General features: G+C 37.6%; 19 protein-coding genes and 1 tRNA gene. 14 read left to right on the top strand and 6 right to left on the bottom strand.

Going from position 1 to position 22491, the window contains the following annotated elements:
* Positions 1-53 precede the first annotated feature (53 nt).
* The 3 genes from JWR61_RS02280 to JWR61_RS02270 form a co-directional block, all read right to left on the bottom strand.
* Positions 54-1391, bottom strand: coding sequence for a hypothetical protein (locus JWR61_RS02280; RefSeq protein ID WP_301926235.1), 1338 nt, complete (start codon positions 1389-1391; stop codon positions 54-56).
* Positions 1392-2036: 645 nt separating this feature from the next.
* Positions 2037-2471: a hypothetical protein gene (locus JWR61_RS02275; protein WP_301926234.1), complete on the bottom strand. Its 435-nt coding sequence runs from the start codon at positions 2469-2471 to the stop codon at positions 2037-2039.
* Positions 2468-3031 carry an archaeosortase/exosortase family protein gene (locus JWR61_RS02270; RefSeq protein WP_301926233.1) on the bottom strand — a complete coding sequence of 188 codons (564 nt, stop codon included), beginning with the start codon at positions 3029-3031 and terminating at the stop codon, positions 2468-2470. Before JWR61_RS02270 ends, JWR61_RS02275 begins: the two co-directional genes overlap by 4 nt.
* Before the next feature lie 164 nt (positions 3032-3195).
* Here JWR61_RS02270 and JWR61_RS02265 point away from each other — a divergent pair, with 164 nt between their 5' ends.
* Together JWR61_RS02265 and JWR61_RS02260 are read left to right on the top strand one after the other, a co-directional pair.
* Entirely contained in the window at positions 3196-4326 is a 1131-nt protein-coding gene (locus JWR61_RS02265; protein WP_301926232.1) for a DegT/DnrJ/EryC1/StrS aminotransferase family protein, read from the top strand.
* Positions 4327-4987: 661 nt separating this feature from the next.
* On the top strand, positions 4988-6913 hold the full coding sequence (locus JWR61_RS02260; protein WP_301926231.1) for a nucleoside-diphosphate sugar epimerase/dehydratase: 1926 nt from the start codon (positions 4988-4990) through the stop codon (positions 6911-6913).
* A gap of 177 nt (positions 6914-7090) precedes the next feature.
* On the opposite strand, the gene JWR61_RS02255 is transcribed toward JWR61_RS02260, so the two are convergent.
* Together JWR61_RS02255 and JWR61_RS02250 are read right to left on the bottom strand one after the other, a co-directional pair.
* Positions 7091-8503: a sigma-54 dependent transcriptional regulator gene (locus JWR61_RS02255; protein ID WP_301926230.1), complete on the bottom strand. Its 1413-nt coding sequence runs from the start codon at positions 8501-8503 to the stop codon at positions 7091-7093.
* A gap of 31 nt (positions 8504-8534) precedes the next feature.
* On the bottom strand, positions 8535-9464 hold the full coding sequence (locus JWR61_RS02250; protein WP_301926229.1) for a YihY/virulence factor BrkB family protein: 930 nt from the start codon (positions 9462-9464) through the stop codon (positions 8535-8537).
* Between the two features lie 248 nt (positions 9465-9712).
* Here JWR61_RS02250 and JWR61_RS02245 point away from each other — a divergent pair, with 248 nt between their 5' ends.
* Positions 9713-10084, top strand: a complete 372-nt coding sequence (locus JWR61_RS02245) for a response regulator (protein WP_301926228.1) — start codon at positions 9713-9715, stop codon at positions 10082-10084.
* Positions 10085-10446: 362 nt separating this feature from the next.
* Here the strand turns inward: JWR61_RS02245 and JWR61_RS02240 are convergent, their stop codons facing one another.
* Positions 10447-11865 (bottom strand): ATP-binding protein, encoded by a 1419-nt coding sequence (locus JWR61_RS02240; protein ID WP_301926227.1) that lies wholly within the window; start codon positions 11863-11865, stop codon positions 10447-10449.
* 446 nt (positions 11866-12311) lie between these two features.
* On the opposite strand from JWR61_RS02240, the gene JWR61_RS02235 reads away from it, so the two are divergent.
* From JWR61_RS02235 to JWR61_RS02185, 11 genes are all read left to right on the top strand, one after another.
* Positions 12312-12590: a YtxH domain-containing protein gene (locus tag JWR61_RS02235; protein WP_301926226.1), complete on the top strand. Its 279-nt coding sequence runs from the start codon at positions 12312-12314 to the stop codon at positions 12588-12590.
* Between the two features lie 37 nt (positions 12591-12627).
* Positions 12628-12969: a phage holin family protein gene (locus JWR61_RS02230; RefSeq protein ID WP_301926225.1), complete on the top strand. Its 342-nt coding sequence runs from the start codon at positions 12628-12630 to the stop codon at positions 12967-12969.
* Between the two features lie 5 nt (positions 12970-12974).
* Positions 12975-13364 carry a hypothetical protein gene (locus JWR61_RS02225; protein WP_301926224.1) on the top strand — a complete coding sequence of 130 codons (390 nt, stop codon included), beginning with the start codon at positions 12975-12977 and terminating at the stop codon, positions 13362-13364.
* A 319-nt stretch (positions 13365-13683) separates the two neighbouring features.
* Positions 13684-14262, top strand: coding sequence for an aminoacyl-tRNA hydrolase (gene pth, locus JWR61_RS02220; RefSeq protein ID WP_290340299.1), 579 nt, complete (start codon positions 13684-13686; stop codon positions 14260-14262).
* Positions 14263-14350: 88 nt separating this feature from the next.
* Positions 14351-14962, top strand: a complete 612-nt coding sequence (locus tag JWR61_RS02215; protein WP_290340298.1) for a fumarylacetoacetate hydrolase family protein — start codon at positions 14351-14353, stop codon at positions 14960-14962.
* Between the two features lie 207 nt (positions 14963-15169).
* Positions 15170-15243 (top strand) — tRNA-Met (locus JWR61_RS02210).
* 575 nt (positions 15244-15818) lie between these two features.
* Positions 15819-16274: a PA2169 family four-helix-bundle protein gene (locus JWR61_RS02205; RefSeq protein ID WP_301926223.1), complete on the top strand. Its 456-nt coding sequence runs from the start codon at positions 15819-15821 to the stop codon at positions 16272-16274.
* Between the two features lie 302 nt (positions 16275-16576).
* Positions 16577-17854, top strand: a complete 1278-nt coding sequence (locus tag JWR61_RS02200) for a TolC family protein (RefSeq protein WP_301926222.1) — start codon at positions 16577-16579, stop codon at positions 17852-17854.
* Positions 17855-17866: 12 nt separating this feature from the next.
* Complete coding sequence (locus JWR61_RS02195; protein WP_301926221.1) at positions 17867-18787, top strand: efflux RND transporter periplasmic adaptor subunit; 921 nt, start codon at positions 17867-17869, stop codon at positions 18785-18787.
* Between the two features lie 183 nt (positions 18788-18970).
* The gene (locus tag JWR61_RS02190) at positions 18971-22000 is read left to right on the top strand and encodes an efflux RND transporter permease subunit (RefSeq protein WP_301926220.1); all 3030 of its coding nucleotides are present in this window, start codon (positions 18971-18973) and stop codon (positions 21998-22000) included.
* 53 nt (positions 22001-22053) lie between these two features.
* Positions 22054-22467: an EamA family transporter gene (locus JWR61_RS02185; protein WP_290340292.1), complete on the top strand. Its 414-nt coding sequence runs from the start codon at positions 22054-22056 to the stop codon at positions 22465-22467.
* Positions 22468-22491: the final 24 nt, after the last annotated feature.

Below are 22491 nucleotides of genomic sequence, written 5' to 3'. Positions count from 1 at the left end.
GTAACGCAGCGTAACTGAAAATTCAAACAGCAGACAGTTTGCAAATACATTTGTTACTCCGTCTTTTTAATAACACCAGGTCCGGTAAGCTTAAATATGCCAATAACATTATCCAATACAATTTTATTGGTGGTGTTTGTGGTAATAATATTTCCGTTAATATTGCCCGCATTGATATTGATTTGATGTACATTATTTTTAAAAAGGATAGCGTCGCGGCCAATTGCACTAACGCTAAGGCCATTTATAATTATTCTGGAAGTTTCGTCGGCGGTTTTCTTGCTGTAATCACTGTCAGTTTCGTTGATTCCAAAAATCAACTGACAGTGGTTAGGTAATTCAGCTTTATAGTTTTCACAATACATACCGTTAAATACAATATTTCGCCCTGATAAAATAAGTGTGGTTGCACAGAATTCTGTATTGAAATTATTAACAACTAAGTTGGTTCCGTTAATTTCAGCAAAAACATTACATCTATCACCATCAATATTTTCTATTAAATTGGCATTATAATCACTTGTGTACAAGCCTGTTCGACATAATTCAAAATGGCAGTTTTTGATACTGCCGAAATAGGAAGTTTTGAAAATAAGTCCATATTTTAATCCTGAAAAGTTACATCCATCTATTTTAGGATTGGTACAATTGTATATTGCCAACCCTATTTGATTATTATTCATATTTGCGCTATCCGGGGGTGTAGGGATCTTTCCTTTAAAAAAATCCTTGCCATATACGCCAATATTACTGAATTCGTGGGTATACAAATGAGCGCTCGGTTTTTTTGGAAGGCCACAGCCATAAATATTATAAAAGATTATTGCAGTGAGCACAGTGGGTGCAAAATCTCCATAGATGCATGTTCGAATAGAACCGCGTATAATTAATGGAGCTGTTTTTCTTGCAATCTCATGCTGCCTGATTTTAAATGTACGGTTTGCAGTTCCTTTAAATAAATCTTCTTCGCCTATAGATTTGGCACCTATTACCCACTGGCCGGTAATGCGGAAAACACCAGAAGGGAATTGCATGATCGTTTCATTTTGGAGACAATAAGCAGTTGCAGCTTTGATCGCTGGTAAATCATCGTTGATGCCATCGCCTTTTGCGCCCCACCAACAAGGGTTTACTCCAGTGGAACGATCAAAATTTCTTTGCCAGTATCCTCCCTTGATTCTTTTATAAATCACGCCCTGATCTATACCATTTACACTTGAGTCCACGTGGGCAAAAATGCCACCACTTAATGCGTCTTTTACAACTATTATTTCGTCATTGGTGCTTAAATGCATTAATTCGGATGTCGTATTAACAGAGTTGGTTTGCGCCCATATTGAAAGATGGCACAATGCCACAATTAAGACTATCAATGCACTTTTTATGGTCATCAGAAAAATTTACTGCTAAGAAGGTATTTTGTAAAATGTAAATTAAGAAAGATTAGTTTTTTTTAATGTTAAGCGTATGTTTATTGTTACGAAGCTTATTTTGATTTTTTCTACGAGGGGTCGTATATCCCAAAACAAACTTCAGGTAATAATATACAAACATATTTACCTATTTCAAATAGTAACAGTTTGAATGAAAACGAAATGGTTGAAAGCTAAAAATAACCAAACGTGGTTTTAAGAAATACAAATTAAGGCATGGGGAACTAATTTTTTGATAGAAAAGTAAGCGTAAAAAAATAACTCTTATATTTACTTTCCTTTAAATTCATACGCTGTTTATACTTCTACAACCTGCTGGAAAACCGGATATGGCATTAGTACTACTTGTTCTGAATTAATAAAAACAATATGGTGGTTGTTATTTAAAGAGTAGCAAGCTGCAAATTATTTCTTTATTTAATCTTCAGGTTAAACCATAAAGTCGATGGAAGAGATAAATCTGCGTGGACAACATTTAATACGGGTGTATTTATTATTTTGGCAGATACGTATTTTTTGTACAAGGTATTAATCGAAAAAAAAAAACATCAACAGTTAACTTATAAATTGCGTGTTGAGTTAAAGACACTAACCGAACAAATTTTATTCTTCTATTCGAATTTGATTCTTTTTTTCCCGTTTTGAAAAAACGGTATAGACAAATAGGAAAATAATAAAAGAGAAAGGTGCATCCAGCCGAAATATATAAGTACAATAATTGGCAATTATCCAGTCAGCTTGGAACGTCCTGTTCCAAAGATGTATTTGACCAATTTGATTTCCTATCCAAAGTAAAATAAATCGTAGCAACCATAAGCCGAAATAGAAAAGAAGGAAAGTTTTGAAGGATTTAAAGGAGAGTACAAATCCGACAAGTATTATTCCTCCAAAGCTCGATGTGATCATCATTGGAGTGATGACCATTTTGTTTTGACTGATTGAAATTTTATAATCGGAGATCTCAAGCCACTGGGAAAGAAGCATAAACAAAAACAATACGACTAAATAGACTATAACGGCTTTGATGGTGCGATTCATAAAACACTTTTTTTGTGCGTAAACAGCATCCAGCAATACAGTACGAGGAGATCGATTAATATTGTAAACAAGTAATCGTGACTAAAATGAAAAGCACTTTTAAAATGCAAATAGACATACAGTAAAATAATTATCCTTAAAATATCCGCGATTATGATTGCTGCCAGCCCTGCTAAAATAAAAAGTAGTTTTCTTTTTAATGGGTTGGGTAAGGCTATAATAACAGCAACGTAGGTAAACATAATATTGATACAATTGCAGGAATCATAAATGCGTAATATGGAAATATTATTACGGATTAAATTATAATATCGTTCAGGTAAATTTGTGCCGAGCGTAAATGGGGCATCATCCGGTATTAAATTCACGCAATACAAAACTGACACACTGATAAAATGAGTAAGGGGCTTGTCTATTGTTCTCCGGGGGGCGAGCACCTGACCATAAATGCCAAACCATAAGGTAAATATTACGGCCAGTTTTATAAAAAAGATAATTACTTTTCTTTTAGCTCCGGGAGTGTCAAGATCAAATTTTATCGCTTCAGTCTTTACAGTCATTACAATTTTATTTCAAATAAAATTTGTGTTTATTTGCTTTGAGGAAGATATAATTTTGCATGCATCATTTCAACAACCACTTAAAATATAAATCAATAAAATGATCGGTAAAATTACCATTTTTAAACCTATAAAAATGTAATGGTTAACAAACCTAATAACCTATGAACAAAAAAATCTGGCTCTCCTCTCCCCACATGGGCGGAAAAGAACAAGTATACGTAAAAGAAGCATTTGACACCAACTGGATAGCGCCGTTAGGTCCGCACGTAAATGGTTTCGAAAATGATCTTTGCCAATTTACAGGAGTGAAATCTGCTGCGGCATTGAGCAGCGGAACGGCCGCACTTCACTTGGCATTGATACTGTGTGGTGTTGAAGCAGGTGATGAAGTAATTTGCCAAAGCTTTACTTTTTCCGCATCTGCCAATCCTATAGTTTACCAGGGTGCCACACCTGTTTTTGTAGATTCTGAAAGGGATACCTGGAATATGAGTCCTGAGCATTTGCGGAACGCCATAAAAGACAGAATAAAAAAGGGTAGAAAACCAAAAGCCATCATACCGGTTCATTTGTACGGAATGCCTGCAAAAATGGTGGAGATAGCCGCAATAGCGGATGATTTTGAGATTCCTGTTATTGAAGATGCCGCAGAAGCCATTGGTTCGGCAATTGACGAAAAGCCTTGTGGCAGTTTTGGCAAAATGGGCATCTTGTCTTTTAACGGCAATAAAATAATTACCACATCCGGAGGTGGAGCACTCATAGCGGATAACAATGATTACATTGTAAAAGCCCGCTTCCTGGCTACACAGGCAAGGGACGCTGCACCGCATTACCAGCATTCGCATATTGGCTACAATTACCGGATGAGCAATGTTTGTGCAGCTATTGGCCGGGGCCAGATGGAGGTTTTGACTGAAAGAATTCAACAGAGAAGAAATAATTTTGACTATTATGTACAACATCTTAGCGGAATAGAGGGTGTTTCTTTTTTGCAGGAACCAAACGGCTTTTTCAGTAACCGCTGGTTAACAGCCATTCTAATTGACAGCGGTAAGACGAATGGAATTACACGTGAAAATGTAAGACTGGCATTAGAAGCAGAAAACATAGAAAGCCGGCCGTTGTGGAAACCAATGCATATGCAGCCGGTATTTGCCGGCACACCTTTTTACGGCGATGAAACCGCAGCGCAATTATTTGAAAACGGGCTGTGCCTGCCATCCGGTTCAAACCTGAGTACTACTGACCTGAATAGAGTAATTCAGGTAATTAAAGCGATATTAGAATAGTGTATATGAACGTTTTTATACCTCATTTTTGAAAACTTAAAGCGCGAATACAATGTCCTGAATTTTCTGCATTCAAGGCGTACTATTCTTCTTTTTTAAGCGAGTGAAAATAAAAGGAAACTCCTTGTGAAGGGCGCTGCTGTATTATACATTCTTCCCTACACCACTACTATTAATTCCGCCGAGTAAACGGAAATACACACCTACGTCTTCCCACCAAAGTAATGCATTCAGATAAATTGTCCCTTCTCTTTTTATCTTCCTAAAAGGTTCACTAATACTATTTATTTATCAATGGTCAATTTTGAACAGATTATAAAAACCATTGACGAAATCAAATAATTCAATATAATTGGCGTTACAGTTTGCCGGGTTTTGTAATTGTGTAGTGTTTTTTCTACAAATGGCTAAATTCGGGTTGCCATAGGCGAAATAAACTTTCAAGTTGTTCTATTTCTATAGTTTGGCTGTAATTTTGTTATTTATGGAAGAGTTTGTTTTCCTTAAACGTACAAATACCTTTAAAATATCCGGTTTTAATTTAAACATGTTATTAAAAATCAGGTCTTTATGGGAATTTTGAAGTGAATTAACAGGTTTACCGGATTTTTTATAATTCTTATACATATTATCCAAATACCTACAACTAAACTGAAGCATTATGTCAAGTTTTTTTTTAAAGAATTTTGCCCCGAGATGGATTATTTTTTGTTGTGATATTATTTTAATCACGGTTTCTTTTACTTGCTCCTTTTTTCTGATTGAACATCTTTCAATTGATGTGCATGACTTGTTAAGCTTATTGCCGGCACTGATTACCAATCTTGTGGTGGGTATTTTTTGCATTGGTGTTTTTGCTATATACAAAGGAATTATTCGGTATTCTGAAGCAAAAGATATTGTTAGAATTATAAAATTTGCCTTTTTGCAATTTGCCATCTGGGTTCTTCTGTTTTTGGTTGATACAAATCATCTTGTTTCAGGTGTGGTTACTTTTCCGTTATTGGTAATTAATTTATTTGCGGTAATATTTGTTTTAGTTGCTTTTCGTTTGTTGGTAAAGGAAGTTTATTTTATGGCCCAGGCAAGACCCAATCCTGCAAATCGTACCCTTATATTTGGCGCGGGCATGATGGGACAAATTACACAAAAAGTATTGCAACAAGATGCAAAGATAAATACCACGCTTGTAGGATTTATAGATGATAGTCAATATAAGATTGGAAAAAAATTAGAAGGTCTTCCTATTTACAATGCAGCAGATGCTGCTCAATTGGGTAAGTTGTTTAAAAGCAAAAGAATTACACACTTATACATTGCGATTGATAAATTGAGTGTAGATAGAAAAATCGCTCTCACAGATTTGTGTGCGCCCTACAAAATTAGAGTAAACGTTGTTCCGCACGCCAAACAATGGTCTGGTGGTTTATTTCAAAAGAACCAGGTAAAGGAAATGAATATCGAAGATTTGCTGGAAAGGGATGAAATTATTCTTCCTAATGATCAATCAAAATCTGACTATACAAATGCTACAATTCTGGTTACCGGCGCAGCTGGTTCAATTGGTAGTGAAATTTGCCGCCAACTGGTAGGATACGATGTGAAGAAGTTGATTATTTTAGACCAGGCAGAATCAGGATTATTTGATTTGGAATATGAATTGAGACAGAAAGGGATGCGGCAGGGAATACAAGTGGAAGTGGCTTCTGTAAGGGACTATATGCGGATTAAAAAATTATTTGTCGCACATCAGCCAGATTTTGTTTTTCATGTAGCAGCTTATAAACATGTTCCGTTAATGGAGTGTTTTTCCAGTGAAGCTGTACTTACCAATATTTTTGGAACAAAGGTTATTGCAGATCTTTCGATGTTACACAGCGTGAAAAAATTTGTGCTGGTATCAACCGATAAAGCGGTAAACCCTACCAATGTAATGGGCGCAACCAAACGTGTTTCCGAGATATATATTCAATCGTTAAACGACCGCATTGAATCCAATACAGAATTTATCACCACCCGTTTTGGAAATGTACTTGGATCAGCAGGTTCAGTGGTAGCAACCTTTAAAAAGCAAATTGCTGAAGGCGGTCCGGTTACAATTACCCACCCGGAAATTACGCGGTATTTTATGACGATACCGGAAGCAGCCAAGTTAGTTTTAGAAGCTGGCAGAATTGGTAAATCCAGTGATATTTTACTTTTTGACATGGGTAAACCAGTTAAAATAATGGACCTTGCTACCCGCATGATTCAGCTGGCTGGCTTCGTACCGGGTAAAGAAATTGCCATACAGTGTACATCGTTAAGACCAGGAGAAAAAATGTATGAAGAATTATTTAAGGATTCCGAAGAATTTGCACCTACAAGCCATCCAAAAATATTAAGAGCAAAAAAATGCTCAGATACGAATCCCAATTTTTATTCCTTACTGATTAAGCTGGAAGCTGCTGCTATTGCTCATAGCAACGAAATGATAGCTCCCCTTTTGGGGAAAATGCTTCCTGAATTTAAACATGCACCTAATAAAATCGTTAAGAAACCACTTACGCTGGAAAAAATAGATAAACTGCCTTTCAGTAAAAGTTGAGTTCAATAAATAATTTATAGAAGATCTGATGTATTAATTAGTTGTTAATTCAACCTCTTTTTATTTACTAAACCATCGTTCGGGAGCTGCACAAATAAAAAAGGCTTCAATTTCGTATTTGAAGCCTTTTAAGTATATCAATTTTTACATTTTACATTCAATTAAAATTAGAACGAATTATTGGGCATCTTCAAAACTTTTAATCTTATTGTAAAGTGTTTTACGATCTATATTTAAAAGTTCAGCTGCTTTTGTTTTATTAAAATTTACCTCTTTCAGCACCTGCATAATTGCTTCGTATTCTGCCTTCGAGGCTGTGTCTTTTAAATCTACAGCAGTGGCTTTTACAGCCTGCGGTTCTTCTGCTGCGGGTATTGGTTTTGTGGAAATGAACCCTGTTATTTCAGCCGGCAATGTTGCAGGTGAAATTTTACCTCCGATGGTTAACAGTGCAGATCTGCGAATTACATTTTTAAATTCACGCAAATTTCCTGGCCACGAGTAAGCAATGAACATTTTCATTACCTCCTCTTCAAAACCCTCAATATTTTTGCCCAGTTCTTTGTTTGTTTTTTGTAAAAAGAAATCCGCGAAAGATGGAATGTCATTCCTGCGCTCCCTTAACGGTGGTAATTGAATTGAAAACTCATTAAACCGATGGTATAAATCTTCCCTGAATTTGCCGTGTTTATATGCATCCTGCAGATTTTCGTTGGTTGCTACTATAATTCTAACATCCACATCAATCTCTTTATTACCGCCAATTCGTTTTATTTTTCTCTCCTGTATTACCCGTAAAAGGGATGCCTGTATTTCAGATGAAAGGTTAGCTACCTCATCTAAAAATAAAGTGCCACCGTTGGCTAATTCAAAATGTCCTTCCTTATCATTAATGGCACCTGTAAATGCGCCTTTCAAATGACCAAAAAGTTCACTTCCCGCCAGTTCTTTAGAGAGTGTACCGCAATCCATGGCAATAAAAGGTTTGCTTTTACGACTGCTTAGCTCATGGATGGTTTTTGCAATTACTTCTTTACCTGTTCCACTTTCACCATTTAAAATAACACTGTAATTGGTCGGCGCAACTATGGCAATTTGGTTATACAACGCTTTGGTTGCAGGAGCTTCACCTATCAAAAATTCTGAATTGGAGCCACTACTCTTTTTGTTAGTATTGGAAAGGTGTCTGTCATTTGCATAGTTGTCAGTGTCTCCTTTATTTTCGGATTGATGGATTGCGGCTTGCAATACATTTAATACCTCGTCGGGAATAAGCGGTTTGGTAATGTAATCGTATGCTCCAGCTTTGATAACATCTACGGCAGTTTTAATGTCCGAATATCCGGTAATAATCAGCACAATTGTTTTAGGATTATGCTGTTTTATTTCTATAAGAATATCCTTTCCATCTTTTTTATCGCCCAGCCTGAAATCACATAACACAATATCAAATTTACCGGCTTTAAATTTTTCCAAACCCTTGTTACCACTGTGTGCAGCCTCCACTGTATAGCCGTTCTTGGATAGAAATCTTGTCAACAATGCACACATATCCGCATCATCATCTATAATTAAAATGCTCTTACTCATTGGGGCAATTTTTTCTCAAATATACAACTACTTATACTTCTTTTTTTAGGGTAACTTCTAAAACTGGAATTTCCTTAATTTTTATCCATTCCGAGTACTCAGATGGCTGGATACTGGTACCATGTTCGTTGGCATATACCTTAGTAAATTCTGCTCCAAGGTATAAAATTACCGAGCTATAATAGGCCCATAACATGATAATAATTACTGATCCTGCGGCTCCGTAAATGGAGGCTAAATTGGTTCGGCCCAAATAATATCCTATACAAAATTTGCCAAGTGTAAATAAGATGGCTGTTATAAAAGCGCCAATTGTTATGTCTTTCCATTTTATTTTGGCGTCCGGCAAAACCTTAAAAATAATGGCAAAAAGAAGGGAAGTGATGCCAAATGAAAGCACATTGTCGATCACAGGAATAAAAACTTTACCTACTCCTGAAAGTATGCTGTTAAGATGATTGCCAATAATGGCCACCAATGCATTTAACAAAAGAGATACTATGAGTACAAAGCCCAGGCTAATGATGAGCGAGAAGGAAAGTAAACGGTTAATGATCAATTTCCACCAGGCTTTTTTTGCTATTATTTTTAAGCCCCATATTTTATTTAAAGAATCCTGCATTTCTCCGAAAATTCCCGTTCCTCCGATGATTAAAACTATAATGCTAAAGGTACCTGCCACCGGACTGTTTTTTGTGAGATGAAGATTCTTTATAGTTTCCTGTATTTGTAGGGCAGCCGGGCTTCCTACAAGATCCTTTATCTCAATATACACCCGCCCTTCAACAGCCTCCTGCCCAAACAATATCCCGCAAATTGTAATCATAATAATCAGCATGGGAGCCAGGGAAAATACGGTATAATAAGCCAGCGCAGCACTATACTTCATTACATTATCGTCAATAAATTCAGCTGCAACCTGTTTTAAAAAATGGTAGAGAGAAAATTTTTTCTTGTGCATGGTTGACAATTTACATTAAACAATGTAACCAATAAAAAATTGAAAGGTTATTATTATAAATTGTTTGAATTTCAGCTATGGTGAAAAATATTATCAAATATTAAAATATACAACGCTTGCAATTCGTTATAGCTAGGTCTCAACTTTTAACGGTCAAATTTTTTAGTTGGCTTTGAAATTGTTGTTCATGATTTGCATTTCAGTGAATCAAAACGTTTGGTAATCTTTCCTCTTTAAAAACAGACAATTTGAAAACGCTTATTATTGATGATGAAATTGATATTTGCTATCTTTTGAGTGGAATATTAAAACAAAAAGGCTGCCTTACAAATTATGTTAATAATTTAGCAGATGCCGTAGTTGCATTAAGAAATGTAGCCCCTGCAGTTGTTTTTTTAGATAATCATTTGCCCGATGGGTTCGGGGCAGACTTTGCCGCCGCCATCAAAAAAGATTATCCGGGCACCAAAATAATAATGATAACGGCATACGATACAATCGAAGACCGGCAACAAGCCATTCGAAATGGCGTTGATCTTTTTATTCCAAAGCCTTTCTCCAAAGATGCAATTCTTAATGCGCTTGCTTCAGTTCAATCCGGAAGCATTCCCCAATTGTAGATATTTTTCTACATTCTCATTCTTAAATGAATAATGTTTTAGTAATTGGTAATTAATTATTTATGTGTTTTGTGTATGGCAATAATAAAAAGACTGGCTTTTGAATTGATTGTTTAGCATTTTTTTCGAATCGCAATTGGCAATTCATTCCACACTATTCCCGTCTTTTATTTTAAAGCCAAGGCAACCAGTATTTTGAGAAGTAAGGGCCCCCTCTTATTTTTAATGCTACGCTTCCGAATCCTTAAAATCTGCGTTACACAGCAAAATAAAAAAATTGGGTTGCAGCTAATTTGTTGTTGTTTTATATGAATTCCTTCCTCGTATCAACATTATGGCTATTGTAACAGGCGAAAAATAATCTAACTTAAAATTTCAAAACGTAATGAAAACAGTGTTCCATTTCCTGGTGCACTATCCACCTGAATGCTTCCCTTGTGATTCAAAATAATATTTTGGGTATTAGTAAGGCCCAGGCCATTGCCTTTTTGTTTGGTGGTAAAATAGGGTTCAAAAAGTTTGCTGAGTGCTAGTGCATCCATTCCTATCCCATTGTCGGCAATTTCAATCAAACATTTATCATCCTCTCGTTTTGTACTAATTTTTACAATGCCAGTCTTTGCTTCAGTAGCTTCAACTGCGTTTACAATAATATTTAAAAGTGCAATTTTCATCTTCTCTTTATCCGCTGAAATAGTAAATTGGTTAGTTGAATAATATTTTTCAATCTTCACCTGTTTTAAAACAATCCTGTCTTTTGCTAATTCCAGGGCTTCATCCAGTAACACGCTTATCAATACGGGTTGATAATTCAATTCTGCAAAACGGGTTGCATTTAATAATTCTGTGATCAGCTGGTTAATTCGTTGACTGTTCCTGTTTACCATGTCAAATAAAAGAGCAGCGTTATCATCTGTATCAGGCAATTCGGATTTTAGTTGTGCTATTGCCAGGTTGATGTTGGTAAGCGGGTTACGTACTTCATGGGCAATGTTGCGGGCTATTCTTCCAGTAGCGGCAAATTTTTCAATGCGGCGCATTTGTATAAGCTCTTTATTCGCATTGGCCAGGTCATTTATTTTTAACTCTAATTGCTTTTGAAATTCAATCACTTTCTTATCTGAGGCCTGTCGGGCCTTTTTCTCCCTGATATACGTGAGCAAGCCCAACAAGGCAAATAACAGAGCTAGTATAGCGGAAATAACAATAAACACGTTCAGTGTATGATAGCGGTTGTCAAGATTGGCGGCCTTTTCAACCAACTGATTTTTTTCGTCTGCCTCCATCGATCTTACTATTTGACTGATAGAATCCATGAGGGGTTTACCCTCATAACCAATTGCAATAAGTGAATCGTTGATAAAGGAATTGTGCTTTAAAAAGTATTGTAATTCAGTCGACAGGTATTGATATTTTCTATCTGACAAAGACTTTAACTGAAGTAATTTTTGTTGCTTGCCAGGCAAATTGCTGAACGAAACATTCAACAGTAAAAATGAATTTTCTACCTGTTGTAAACTGGCATGGTAAGGCGCCAAAAACTTGTCATCTTTCGTTATAAAATAATTCCTTAAGCCTGCTTCCGCATCCTTTATTCCTGAAATCAGGTCTTCAAGATGGATAACAATTCCGTCTGCCCGGGTAATATTGGTAGTTTGTTTCAATAATTCCCGGTTTGCGTAAAAAGTAGATAGAAAAGAAATGAGCAAAAGCAAAAACGCAGTCCCATAACCAACCCGAATACGCCTGTCTATTTGTAATTGTTTAATAACATTGAGCATAAAGAGTAATTATGTAAAAGGTCACTGCTGCCATTATAATGTGGTAAAATTGTTTTTGAATGCTGATTAGCCAGCTAACTTTTTAAAGACAATACAAGAATAAAAATTTATCCAAGTTATACTTGTTAAAACTTACAAGAGCAATACTCAAAAAGTCATCCAAAAAAGTTAACTGCTCCGTCGTTTTTTTTCGGGCGCATGAAACCGCACCTATACACTTGTTTTAATTTCATTAATGCTGCAATTCTTTACCACCTGGTAAGAAGTAGTACTCCATCGGGTAACAATTTACTCAAATTACTTACCCTGCATTTTAATTTTTAAAGCATAGTAAAAACTTTGAAGTTATTTTCTAATAATAAAGAGAATTATATACCTTAATAAAAAATTGGCAGTGTTTTGGATTTAAAGGATAGAAATTCTTAAACAATTTAAAACTTAAAACTATGAGTTCTTCTAAAATTATCACCGGCCTTTTGATTGGAGCCGCCGCTGGCGCAGTATTGGGTATTTTATTTGCACCTGAAAAAGGAGCTGATACAAGAAAAAAAATCAGTAAAAAAAGCGGAGACTTAACGGACTCTCTCAAGGCAAAATTCAATGATCTTGTAGACAGTATTTCTGATCAGATAGAGACTGCGAAAGCTGACGCAGAAGATGCGATTGCTGAAGGAAAAGAAAAAGCAACAACTGCGCAATCCCGTATCAAGCACTCTTTGTCTTAGTTTTTTAATCTTTATAAGTTAGGGTAAAATCATTTAAATGGAAAATCAGCCAAATTCAATTGGAGCATTGTTTGAAACTGCGGGAGATTACGTGGAAACGCGGGTTGACCTACTTAAATTAAAGACAGTCGACAAATCAGCCGATATTATTGCATCTCTTACAGCGGGACTAATTATTGCCGGGGTGATGATCTTTGGTTTTGTTATCGTAAATCTTGGATTATGCATTTGGCTGGGATCGGTTTTGGGGCAAGCATGGTATGGCTTTTTTATAGTGGGAGGTTTATATTTGCTGATTGGGGCATTGATCGTAGCTTTTAAAAATAAATGGATTAAAGAACCTGTTGGCGACCTTATTATTAAAAAATTACTCAATTGATGGCCATGGAAATTAATAATGTGAAGGAGTTGCGGACTTCCATCAGGCAACTGGAGGAACAAACTGAAGAACAGAAAGAAAAATTGGTCAAGCAATTTCATGACACTTACAACAGCATGAAACCGATTAATATTTTAAAAAATTCTTTGAACAAGGTTGTACACTCGCCAGATGTTGTTGAGAAGATTGTGAATACTGGGATGGGAGTAGGACTGAGCTTACTTACTAACAGATTGGTAATTGGAAAATCGGCGGGTGTTGCCAGAAAATTATTCGGAACTGCAATGGAGCTAGGTTTAGCTAATATCGTGGCAAGAAAAGCAGCCCCCGTTAAGTTAGGCGCCCTCAACATATTAAGTAAGATCTTCAGGAAAAAAAGCAAAACTGTTAGTTGATTAATTTGAGAGCAAATGATCTGAAATGCTGTTTAAATAATTTGTTCATACCGGCCCTTAACAGGCCGGTTTTTTACGGTAAATTATATGGGGAAAGCTAATGATTCAAAAAATGCCACCAAAAATACTGTTACTATTACTATTGGATATCAGTTCTTGTTTTGGAATAAACGTGAACAAATCTGTGTGGCAAACAATAAATCAGAATATTATAAATTGTACTAAAAACTAATTTCATTACGTTTAATTATTTTCAAGAATTTGCAACATTGATATAAAGAATATTGGCAGCAACTGCTTTTATTTTATCTTCGTTTTAATGTCAAAATTTTTAATTGTAGGGCTTGGAAATGTTGGTAGTGAATATGCTAATACCCGTCATAATATTGGGTTCGACGTGGTAAATGCATTTGTGCAGCAACATGGCGGCACTTTCAGAACTGACCGGTTGGCCATGGTAGCAGAAGTGAAATGGAAAGGACATGTATTTGTTTGTATCTGCCCTACTACTTTCATGAACCTTAGCGGTAAGGCTTTTAAATATTGGATGGAAAAAGAAAAAGTGATATTAGAAAATACGCTCACAATTGTGGATGATCTTGCATTACCGTTGGATAAACTGAGATTGAGGGCGGCTGGATCTGATGCCGGGCACAATGGACTTAAAGATATTCAAAATACTTTAGGAACGGATAAATATGCCAAGCTTCGTTTTGGAATCGGTAATAATTATCCAAGGGGTATGCAAGCTGACTTTGTGCTAAGTAAGTGGTTGGCTAGTGAGCTGGCAACAGTACAGTTGAAAATCAAAAAATGCATCGAAATAATTGAACGTATCGCTGTTGCGGGTATTGAGCAAACTATGAGTGAAGTAAACAAACTTTCTATACAGCCTTAAACTGCATGGTAATCACACAATTGTTTTGTTTATTTGATTTGTTTATATTCGCTCTCTAAACCCCGGCTATCCTAATAATAAAAATAAAATGAAGATAATTTGTGTTGGCCGGAATTACCCGGCACATGCCAATGAACTTGGCAACGAAATACCAGACGAGCCTGTGATTTTTATGAAGCCTAAAAGTGCTTTGCTGCAGAGCCATACGCCCTTTTACTATCCTGAATTTACCAACGAGCTTAATTACGAATGCGAACTGGTATTGAGAATATGTAAAAATGGAAAATACATTCAGGAAAGACATGCCACCAATTATTACAATGGCATTACCGTTGGGATAGATTTTACCGCCCGGGACATTCAAAATGAATTAAAATCGAAAGGATTACCCTGGGAAAAAGCCAAGGCATTCGATAACTCCGCTGCTGTTGGAAAATTTATAGATCTTACTCCAACCTTCAACAAAAAAAACCTCAACTTTAGTTTTTATAAAAATAAAGAACTGGTACAACAAGGCAATAGTAACCAAATGATATTTTCTTTCGATTATATTATATCTCACATTTCTAATTATTTTTCTTTAAACATCGGCGACCTGGTATTTACAGGTACCCCGGCAGGAGTAGGAGAATGCGTGGTGGGAGACGATTTGGAAGCTTTTATTGAAAAAGAGATGTTATTAAAATTAGAGATAAAATAAATTAGCTTCTTATACTTCTAATTCCCTCAGCCGCAGCAATCAATATTCATAGCTTCCCTTACTGTTGATTAAAGTTTTGTCCCTGGCGGCGCTTAATAATTGCCTATATATTCCTGGAAAAACCTTCCATGTTTGGATACCCCGTTTAATTTTTAAGTTTTTAGTCTCTGGCATTTGGTAAAAACGCCTATATTTGCACCCCGAAATGTCGGGGTAGCTCAGCTGGTTAGAGCATCGGATTCATAACCCGAAGGTCGGCAGTTCAAGTCTGCTCCCCGATACTAAGCCCCTTTCACAAGGGGCTTTATTATTGCCATGATCTAACTGTCTACATATTAAATTCATCGGGTACCACAAGCAGTATACAGGTTTCACGAAAAATATTGCCCAAAGAGTATTATCCCATTGTAATTTCGGTAAAGATTGGACACCAAAATTCGTCCTTGGGTATTAATTTTCGCCCCAAATTTTAATAATAAAAAAGAAACACGGCGTGCAAAAAAATCCTGAAAACGGGAGTGAGCAGGGATTTTGTAAAAACAATACCTCACACAGTATCGCTTTCGTATCTGCCGCGGTGGACGGCATTTCAAGGTCTTCTCCCCGATATTAAAGCCCCCTGTTAAACGTCATTTTTATTGCCGGGAACTCGAGTTGCTACATTGTGTAAGAGATTGCTCAAAACAACGCATTTAATTTCAGCTGAAAACCTTACCGTACATTTTAATTAGACTATTCGACCCAGGTTCTGGCAAGGCCTGTCAATTATGAAGAAATCATTATTATTGAAAATTATTAAGCAGTTAAAGGCAACAACTGGCATGGAATTTAAGCCACAGTAAGAAAACTTTCAATTATGGAAAACAAAAATGAAACAATAGAAACGCTGAATGATCTTATTATGATCAATAATGACCGTATTGCTGGCTATGAAAAAGCAATTGAAGAATTGAAAGGGCATGATACAGACCTTTCGGTAACTTTTGAAAAGATGATTGATGAAAGCCGGGAATTACGCAATGCCCTGGGAAGGGAAGTGCAGGTGCTTGGCGGCGAAATGGCCGAAGGAACCATGGCCAGCGGCAAAATTTACCGGGCCTGGATGGATGTCAAGGCGCTTTTCACCGGCCATGATGTTCATTCAATACTTTCAAATTGCGAGGCCGGGGAAGATGCGGCCCAAAGAGCGTACCAGGATGCATTGACTGAAGAACATATTCCCCATTATTTAAAAGACATGATAAGAGAACAACAGGAATTGTTACGAAGTGCGCATGACGAAATAAAAAATTTGAGAAACCAGACAGCATAGGTTGATTCACTCCGGCGAATTATGTAGTTTCGATAAAATAAGATTTGGAAAATAGCATTGCCTGACAAGGTAATGCTATTTTAATTTAATAACCTCAATGTGTCTGATAAGGCAGCTATCTGATTTTTATATTGTAAAGATTTTAAAGAACTTGCTTTTAATAAACCGAATAATCAGAATTTCTTCAGAATGAGCCTTTACCATTGTAATTATTATAAACGTGCTGGAGTTATTAATCTTAGTTACACCAATTGAAAATATTAAATTGTGCATACTTGAATCAAAACAAAAGGCAAACTTTCATGTATAAAATAAGTTTACTGGTGGCATTTTTTTCACTGCCCTTTCTTTTGCGAGCACAAAGCAAGACTGTAGAATATTTTATTGAGGCAGGATTACAAAATACTCCTTCACTAATTGAAAACACCAACCTGCAACAGTTTTTTAAAATACAAAATGAAATCATTACCGCACAAAATAAAAAGCCACAGGTAAATTTTACCGCCGATTATATTTTTGCACCTCTCTTTTTTAACAATGGGCGTGTTATCGCTGTTACACCCAATCCATCGCCCAAGGCAATAGGGTATGATGCTGCTTTAACTAATGGAGGTTTGTATGCAGGCCAACTCAACGTGTCAATCCCCATTTTTAATAAAGCACTTATAAAGCCTTTGTACGATCAAAATAAAATACAGAGCGATATAACTGCTTTTAGCCGCAGGCAGCTGGAGCAGGATTTAAAAAAATCTATCATTGATCAGTACATTATCACTTACCAGTTTAAACAGCAAACGGATTACCTGCAAAAAATTATCGATCAGCTTGAATCCCGTAAACCTTTTGTAACCGCATTGGTGAAACAGGGCCTGTTGCAACAAAATGATTATCTCTTGCTTGATATTCAGCAAACCACCAGTCTCAACGATTTGCTGCAACTACAGTTTGCATACATTAATGGCATCGGGTTACTGAAAAGTCTAGCAGCAATTGCTGATACTGCAATTTTTGAACTGGCACCTCCGCAAATAAGGTTACAGCCTGCACCAGATGAATATTATTACGCTCAAAAATTCCGTCTTGACAGTCTGAACCTGGTGGCACAGCAAAATGTGTTTAATATAAAATACAAAACGCAGGTAAGTGCCATGGGTTCCACCGGCGTTTATTCCTCTGATATCAGTAACCTGCCTCGCAATGCCGGGTTGAGTGCTGGTGTGCATTTGCTGGTGCCTATTTATGATGGCAAACAAAAGAAATTAAATGAGCGCCAAAATAGTGTGTTGCTGACTAACCTGCAGGCTTACCGCAATAATGCATCGCTATTGCAGCAAAATAATTTACGCAATGCAAAACAGCAAATAATACAATGGCAGCAAACAATCACCTTGCTTGATCAGCAGATACACAAGCAGGAACTGCTACTCGATATTATTAAAGATAAAGTGATAAGGGGCCAGGTTTCTGTGATGGATTATATCAACGCTTTGCAGGATTATGCTGTAACACAAAAAAATAAAGCGCTGGCCTCTACCAATGTTTTATTGTACACCAATCAATACAATTATTATAACTGGTAAACTATTTTGCTGATGCAATTACGCCGATCTTTAATCATCCTCTTTGTAATAACAGCCGGGGTTGTTACATGTAAGCAAAAGGAAAATACCACAGAAGAGACACCAGCTGCCATAAAAACCAATGTTACGGTTGTGAAGCCGGTGAAGCAATCACTTACAGATTTTCTGGAATTAAATGGAAATACGGTTTTTCAAAAAAAGGTAGTTGTACGGGCTAATATTGCCGGGTACATTATTAATATTCCCTGGAAGGTTGGTGACCGTATTTCTTCGGGTTCAGTTTTTTGTAACATTAAAACAAAGGAACAGGATGCGTTAAAAAATATCGACCAACGGGAGCCTTCGCTCAAACAATTTCAGCAACCTATTAAGATTGTAACCAGTGCTGCCGGTTTTATTACCGCGGTGAATTATATTAACGGTGATTTTGTAAATGAAGGTGATGTGCTGGCCACTATTACAATTCCTTCTTCCCTGGTGCTTTCTGTTAACGTGCCCTATGAATACCACGCGTATGTTTATAATGGTCGTAGTTGCCAGGTAGTATTGCCAGATGGGAAAAAAATAAATACCGCCATCACACTGAGTGTTCCTGTAATTGATCCCGCATCACAAACACAACAGTATTTTATTCAGTTACCTGCCAGCGAAAAATTACCGGAGAATATGAACCTGCTGGTACGGATACCAATGAAACAAAAAACAAATGTGCTTTGTCTGCCATTGACAGCGATTCAAACCAATGAAACACAGGATGAATTTTGGGTGATGAAACTGGCCAATGATTCAATGGCGGTTCGGGTGCCCATCACGGTTGGTTCGCAAAATGATTCTTTAAAAGAAGTGGAGTCGGGCATTAGTATCAATGATAAAATAATTGTAAAAGGAGGATATGGGTTGGCTGATTCTGCATTGGTCAATATAGAAAAATAACTGATCGTAAAATGTCTTACTGATTTTTTGCTTTTATCTGTGATAAATAAGCTGGCGTAAGCAGGAAGTTCAGCAAGGATAGCATGTACACGAGTGCGACGCCTCCAATGATCAACATGGTGCTTTCGTTGGGACAACAATAATATTTTATAAAAAGCCGGTATAGCAGGTTATACAAATTGAATGAAACAATTTCACACGCATTATAAAAAGCCTTTGCTTGGATTGGCTGTATTGCTGATACTGGCGGGTATTTATAGCTACTCCACTTTAAAGACGGGGCTTTTTCCTGATATTACTTTTCCTAAATTAAAAGTAATTGCAGACGCAGGCCAGCAGCCGGTTGATAAGATGATGACAACAGTTACCATTCCGCTGGAAAATGTCATCAAACGAACGGAGGGCCTTGACTATATCCGCAGTACTACATCAAGAGGCAGTTGTGAAATTTCTGTGTTTTTAAAGTGGAACGCCAATGTTGATTTGGCAAAACTGCAAATGGAATCGCTTATCAATGAAATAAGAGGAAACCTGTTGACCGGTACGCAGATTACGGTAGAAAAAATGAATCCTTCAATTTTGCCGGTGATGGGATTTTCGGTTGAGAGTAACCGAAGCCAGGTGGAGTTAAAAAAAATAGCACAACTGCAAATAAAGCCTTTTCTTGCGGCAACCCCTGGCGTTGCGGATGTAGCAGTCATTGGCGGCAAAACAAAGGAATACCAGTTAATATTAAACCCCGATAAACTGACCCAGGCAGGCATAACGCCGCAGCAGATTGCCACGGTGGTGGGTCAGTCAAATGTATTGCAGTCCAACGGTTATATCAGCGATTATAACAGGTTATACCTAACGCTTACTGACAATGCCGTAAATGGAAAAGGCGAGCTGGAAAATTTAATTGTGTTGAATTCAGCCAAAAGAATTGTGCTGCTGAAAGATGTTGCAACAGTGCAGATAGCGGAGATGAAAGAATACATTAAGATCAATGCCAACGGAAAGGATGTGCCATTGATTGCGGTGATAAAACAACCCTCTGCCAACCTGATTGATGTGAACAATGGCGTATTGCAAAAGGTAAAAGAGTTGGAAAGAATTTTGCCGAAAGATGTAAAAATAAGGCCTTACTATTTGCAGGCAGATTTTGTACAGGACAGTGTGCAGAGTATTAAAGATGTTTTGTGGATTGGTATTGTACTGGCTATTGTTGTGGTGGTTGTTTTTTTGCGATCACTTAAATCCAGTTTGGTTTTATTGCTTACAATACCCTCCACACTTGCTTTAACGCTGGTGGTGCTGAACGCAGTTGGTTATACGTTTAATATTATGACACTCGGCGCCATTGCTGCTGCCATCGGGCTGATGATTGACGACGCCGTAATTGTAGTAGAGCAAATACATCGCAGTCACGAAGAACATCCGGAGGAAACCATGTCTGTAATTGTGGGCAAGGCCATTCATTATTTGTTGCCTGCAATGGTAGGATCATCGCTTAGCACAATCGTGATTTTTATTCCTTTCATTTTAATGAGCGGAGTTGCCGGTGCTTATTTTAAGGTGCTGGCTTTTACAATGATCATCACTTTAACAGTTTCTTTCTTTATTACCTGGTTGGTACTGCCCGCATTGTTTTTATTATTTAGTCCAAAGGATAAGCCTGTCAAAATACTAAATAATCCAGTTGCAGCAATAAAGCAGCAGGAGCGGGGAAGATGGATACGCTTCTTTGTGAGGCATGCATGGATAGGTGTTCTATTTGCCGTGGCATGTGCTGCAGTAGTTTATCTATTGCCCGGCAAACTGCCGTCCGGCTTTTTACCCGAAATGGATGAAGGCGGGATTGTGCTTGACTTCAGCAGCCCGCCAGGTACCACATTGGACGAGACAGACCGCATGCTGAAAGAGGTGGACCAAATCATTCAGCAGCAGCCTGAGGTAGCAAGTTACAGCCGTCGCCTTGGTACTCAAATGGGATTTTTTATTACGGAACCCAATCGCGGCGATTACCTGATACAATTAAAAAAGAAACGGAGTAAAACTACAGATGATGTATCGGCAGACTTGCGGGCAAAAATTGAAGCCACCCTGCCTCAATTAAAAGTTGATTTTGGGCAGGTGATTGGTGATATGCTGGGAGACCTGATGACCAGTGTACAACCTGTTGAAATAAAAGTGTACGGCGATAACCGGCAAACACTGGAGGCACTGTCTAAGCAAGTTGCAGATATTGTACGGGGTGTAAATGGCACTGCAGATGTTTTTGATGGAATTGTAATTGCCGGTCCGCAGGTAATGGTTCAGCCGAATGTAGCGAGACTTGCGCAATTTGGAATTACGCCGACCGATTTTCAGTTTCAGTTGCAAACGCAGCTGGAAGGCAATGTGATCAGTACCGTGATGGAAAGGGAGCAGTTGGTGAACATCCGTATGATCTATCCCAATGCATTGCGTACCACCGTAAGCTCCTTAAATGCGGGTAATATTTTATTGCCCAATGGGTCACTAAAGCCCATCAGCACAGTAGCCACCATTCGCCTGGAAAAAGGTGTAGCCGAAATAGAAAGAGAAAATCAAAAAATGATTGGTGTAGTAACAGCCAGGCTGGAGAACCGCGATTTGGGTAGTACCTTGAAAGAGATTCAGCAAAACATGCAGCAAAAATTATCGCTGCCGCAAGGCTACCATGTTGAATATGGCGGTTCTTACGCTGAGCAGCAAAAAGCTTTCAGCGAATTGCTGATTATTTTATTAACGGCTTGTCTATTGGTATTTATTGTATTGTTGGTTTTATTTCGCGATTTTATTGTGTCCTTTGTTATTATTGTTTTAGCGGTGTTGGGCGTGGCAGGATGCTTGCTGGCACTCTATCTCACCCACACACCATTAAACGTCGGCAGTTACACCGGCATCATCATGATTTTGGGGATTATCGGAGAAAACTCCATTTTTACCTACCAGCAATTTGCACAGGCGAGGCTTACTATGAACACAGAGCAAAGCATTGTTTTCGCCATTGCGGCCAGGCTCAGGCCCAAATTAATGACTGCCAGTGCAGCCATTATAGCCTTATTACCGCTGGCATTGGGGCTGGGTGCAGGTGCTCAATTGCACCAACCTTTAGCCATTGCCGTTATTGGCGGTTTATGTGTGGCACTGCCTTTGTTACTGATAGTGTTGCCCTCATTTTTAAGACTGATACACCGTAAAAATTGATGGTGATTTTTGCAGTTGGAAAAAGGCTATTTTCTTATCAAAAAACTATACTTATGTGGTGGATTTATGCATTGTTGTCTGCTTTGTTTGCATCACTTACCGCTATTTTTGCCAAGGTGGGTATTACCAATGTAAACTCTAACCTGGCTACGGCTATACGTACCATTATTATTTTATTGGTGGCCTGGGGTATTGTGCTGGCAAGGGGTGAGGCAAAAGGATTGGCCACTTTATCCAAACACAACCTTATTTTTTTAATTATTTCCGGCGTTGCAACCGGCCTCTCGTGGATATTTTATTTTAAGGCGCTACAGATAGGAAAAGTGTCTCAGGTAGCACCGGTAGATAAATTAAGTGTTGCCCTTACCATCATTCTTTCGGTAATATTTTTAGGCGAAGCTTTAACTATAAAAACCGCTATAGGGGCGTTGCTGATTATTGCCGGAACAGTTGTGATGATTTTTTAAACAGGAATAAAACGGTGCTGGCTT

It is taken from the genome of Ferruginibacter sp. (assembly GCF_028288465.1).
GTDB lineage: Bacteria > Bacteroidota > Bacteroidia > Chitinophagales > Chitinophagaceae > Ferruginibacter.
Note: the sequence above shows the minus strand (reverse complement) of the source record. Positions and strands in the feature narration are given on the sequence as shown.

Bases quoted from the DNA above. Each gene is read 5' to 3' on its own strand.
- JWR61_RS02190 (WP_301926220.1), top strand. From the start codon at position 18,971: ATGAAACAATTTCACACGCATTATAAAAAGCCTTTGCTTGGATTGGCT.
- JWR61_RS02215 (WP_290340298.1), top strand. From the start codon at position 14,351: ATGAAGATAATTTGTGTTGGCCGGAATTACCCGGCACATGCCAATGAA.
- JWR61_RS02230 (WP_301926225.1), top strand. From the start codon at position 12,628: ATGGAAAATCAGCCAAATTCAATTGGAGCATTGTTTGAAACTGCGGGA.
- JWR61_RS02185 (WP_290340292.1), top strand. From the start codon at position 22,054: ATGTGGTGGATTTATGCATTGTTGTCTGCTTTGTTTGCATCACTTACC.
- JWR61_RS02275 (WP_301926234.1), bottom strand. From the start codon at position 2,471: ATGAATCGCACCATCAAAGCCGTTATAGTCTATTTAGTCGTATTGTTT.
- pth (WP_290340299.1), top strand. From the start codon at position 13,684: ATGTCAAAATTTTTAATTGTAGGGCTTGGAAATGTTGGTAGTGAATAT.
- JWR61_RS02225 (WP_301926224.1), top strand. From the start codon at position 12,975: ATGGAAATTAATAATGTGAAGGAGTTGCGGACTTCCATCAGGCAACTG.
- JWR61_RS02255 (WP_301926230.1), bottom strand. From the start codon at position 8,503: ATGAGTAAGAGCATTTTAATTATAGATGATGATGCGGATATGTGTGCA.
- JWR61_RS02205 (WP_301926223.1), top strand. From the start codon at position 15,819: ATGGAAAACAAAAATGAAACAATAGAAACGCTGAATGATCTTATTATG.
- JWR61_RS02260 (WP_301926231.1), top strand. From the start codon at position 4,988: ATGTCAAGTTTTTTTTTAAAGAATTTTGCCCCGAGATGGATTATTTTT.
- JWR61_RS02280 (WP_301926235.1), bottom strand. From the start codon at position 1,391: ATGACCATAAAAAGTGCATTGATAGTCTTAATTGTGGCATTGTGCCAT.
- JWR61_RS02195 (WP_301926221.1), top strand. From the start codon at position 17,867: ATGCAATTACGCCGATCTTTAATCATCCTCTTTGTAATAACAGCCGGG.
- JWR61_RS02235 (WP_301926226.1), top strand. From the start codon at position 12,312: ATGAGTTCTTCTAAAATTATCACCGGCCTTTTGATTGGAGCCGCCGCT.
- JWR61_RS02265 (WP_301926232.1), top strand. From the start codon at position 3,196: ATGAACAAAAAAATCTGGCTCTCCTCTCCCCACATGGGCGGAAAAGAA.
- JWR61_RS02270 (WP_301926233.1), bottom strand. From the start codon at position 3,031: ATGACTGTAAAGACTGAAGCGATAAAATTTGATCTTGACACTCCCGGA.
- JWR61_RS02250 (WP_301926229.1), bottom strand. From the start codon at position 9,464: ATGCACAAGAAAAAATTTTCTCTCTACCATTTTTTAAAACAGGTTGCA.
- JWR61_RS02200 (WP_301926222.1), top strand. From the start codon at position 16,577: ATGTATAAAATAAGTTTACTGGTGGCATTTTTTTCACTGCCCTTTCTT.
- JWR61_RS02240 (WP_301926227.1), bottom strand. From the start codon at position 11,865: ATGCTCAATGTTATTAAACAATTACAAATAGACAGGCGTATTCGGGTT.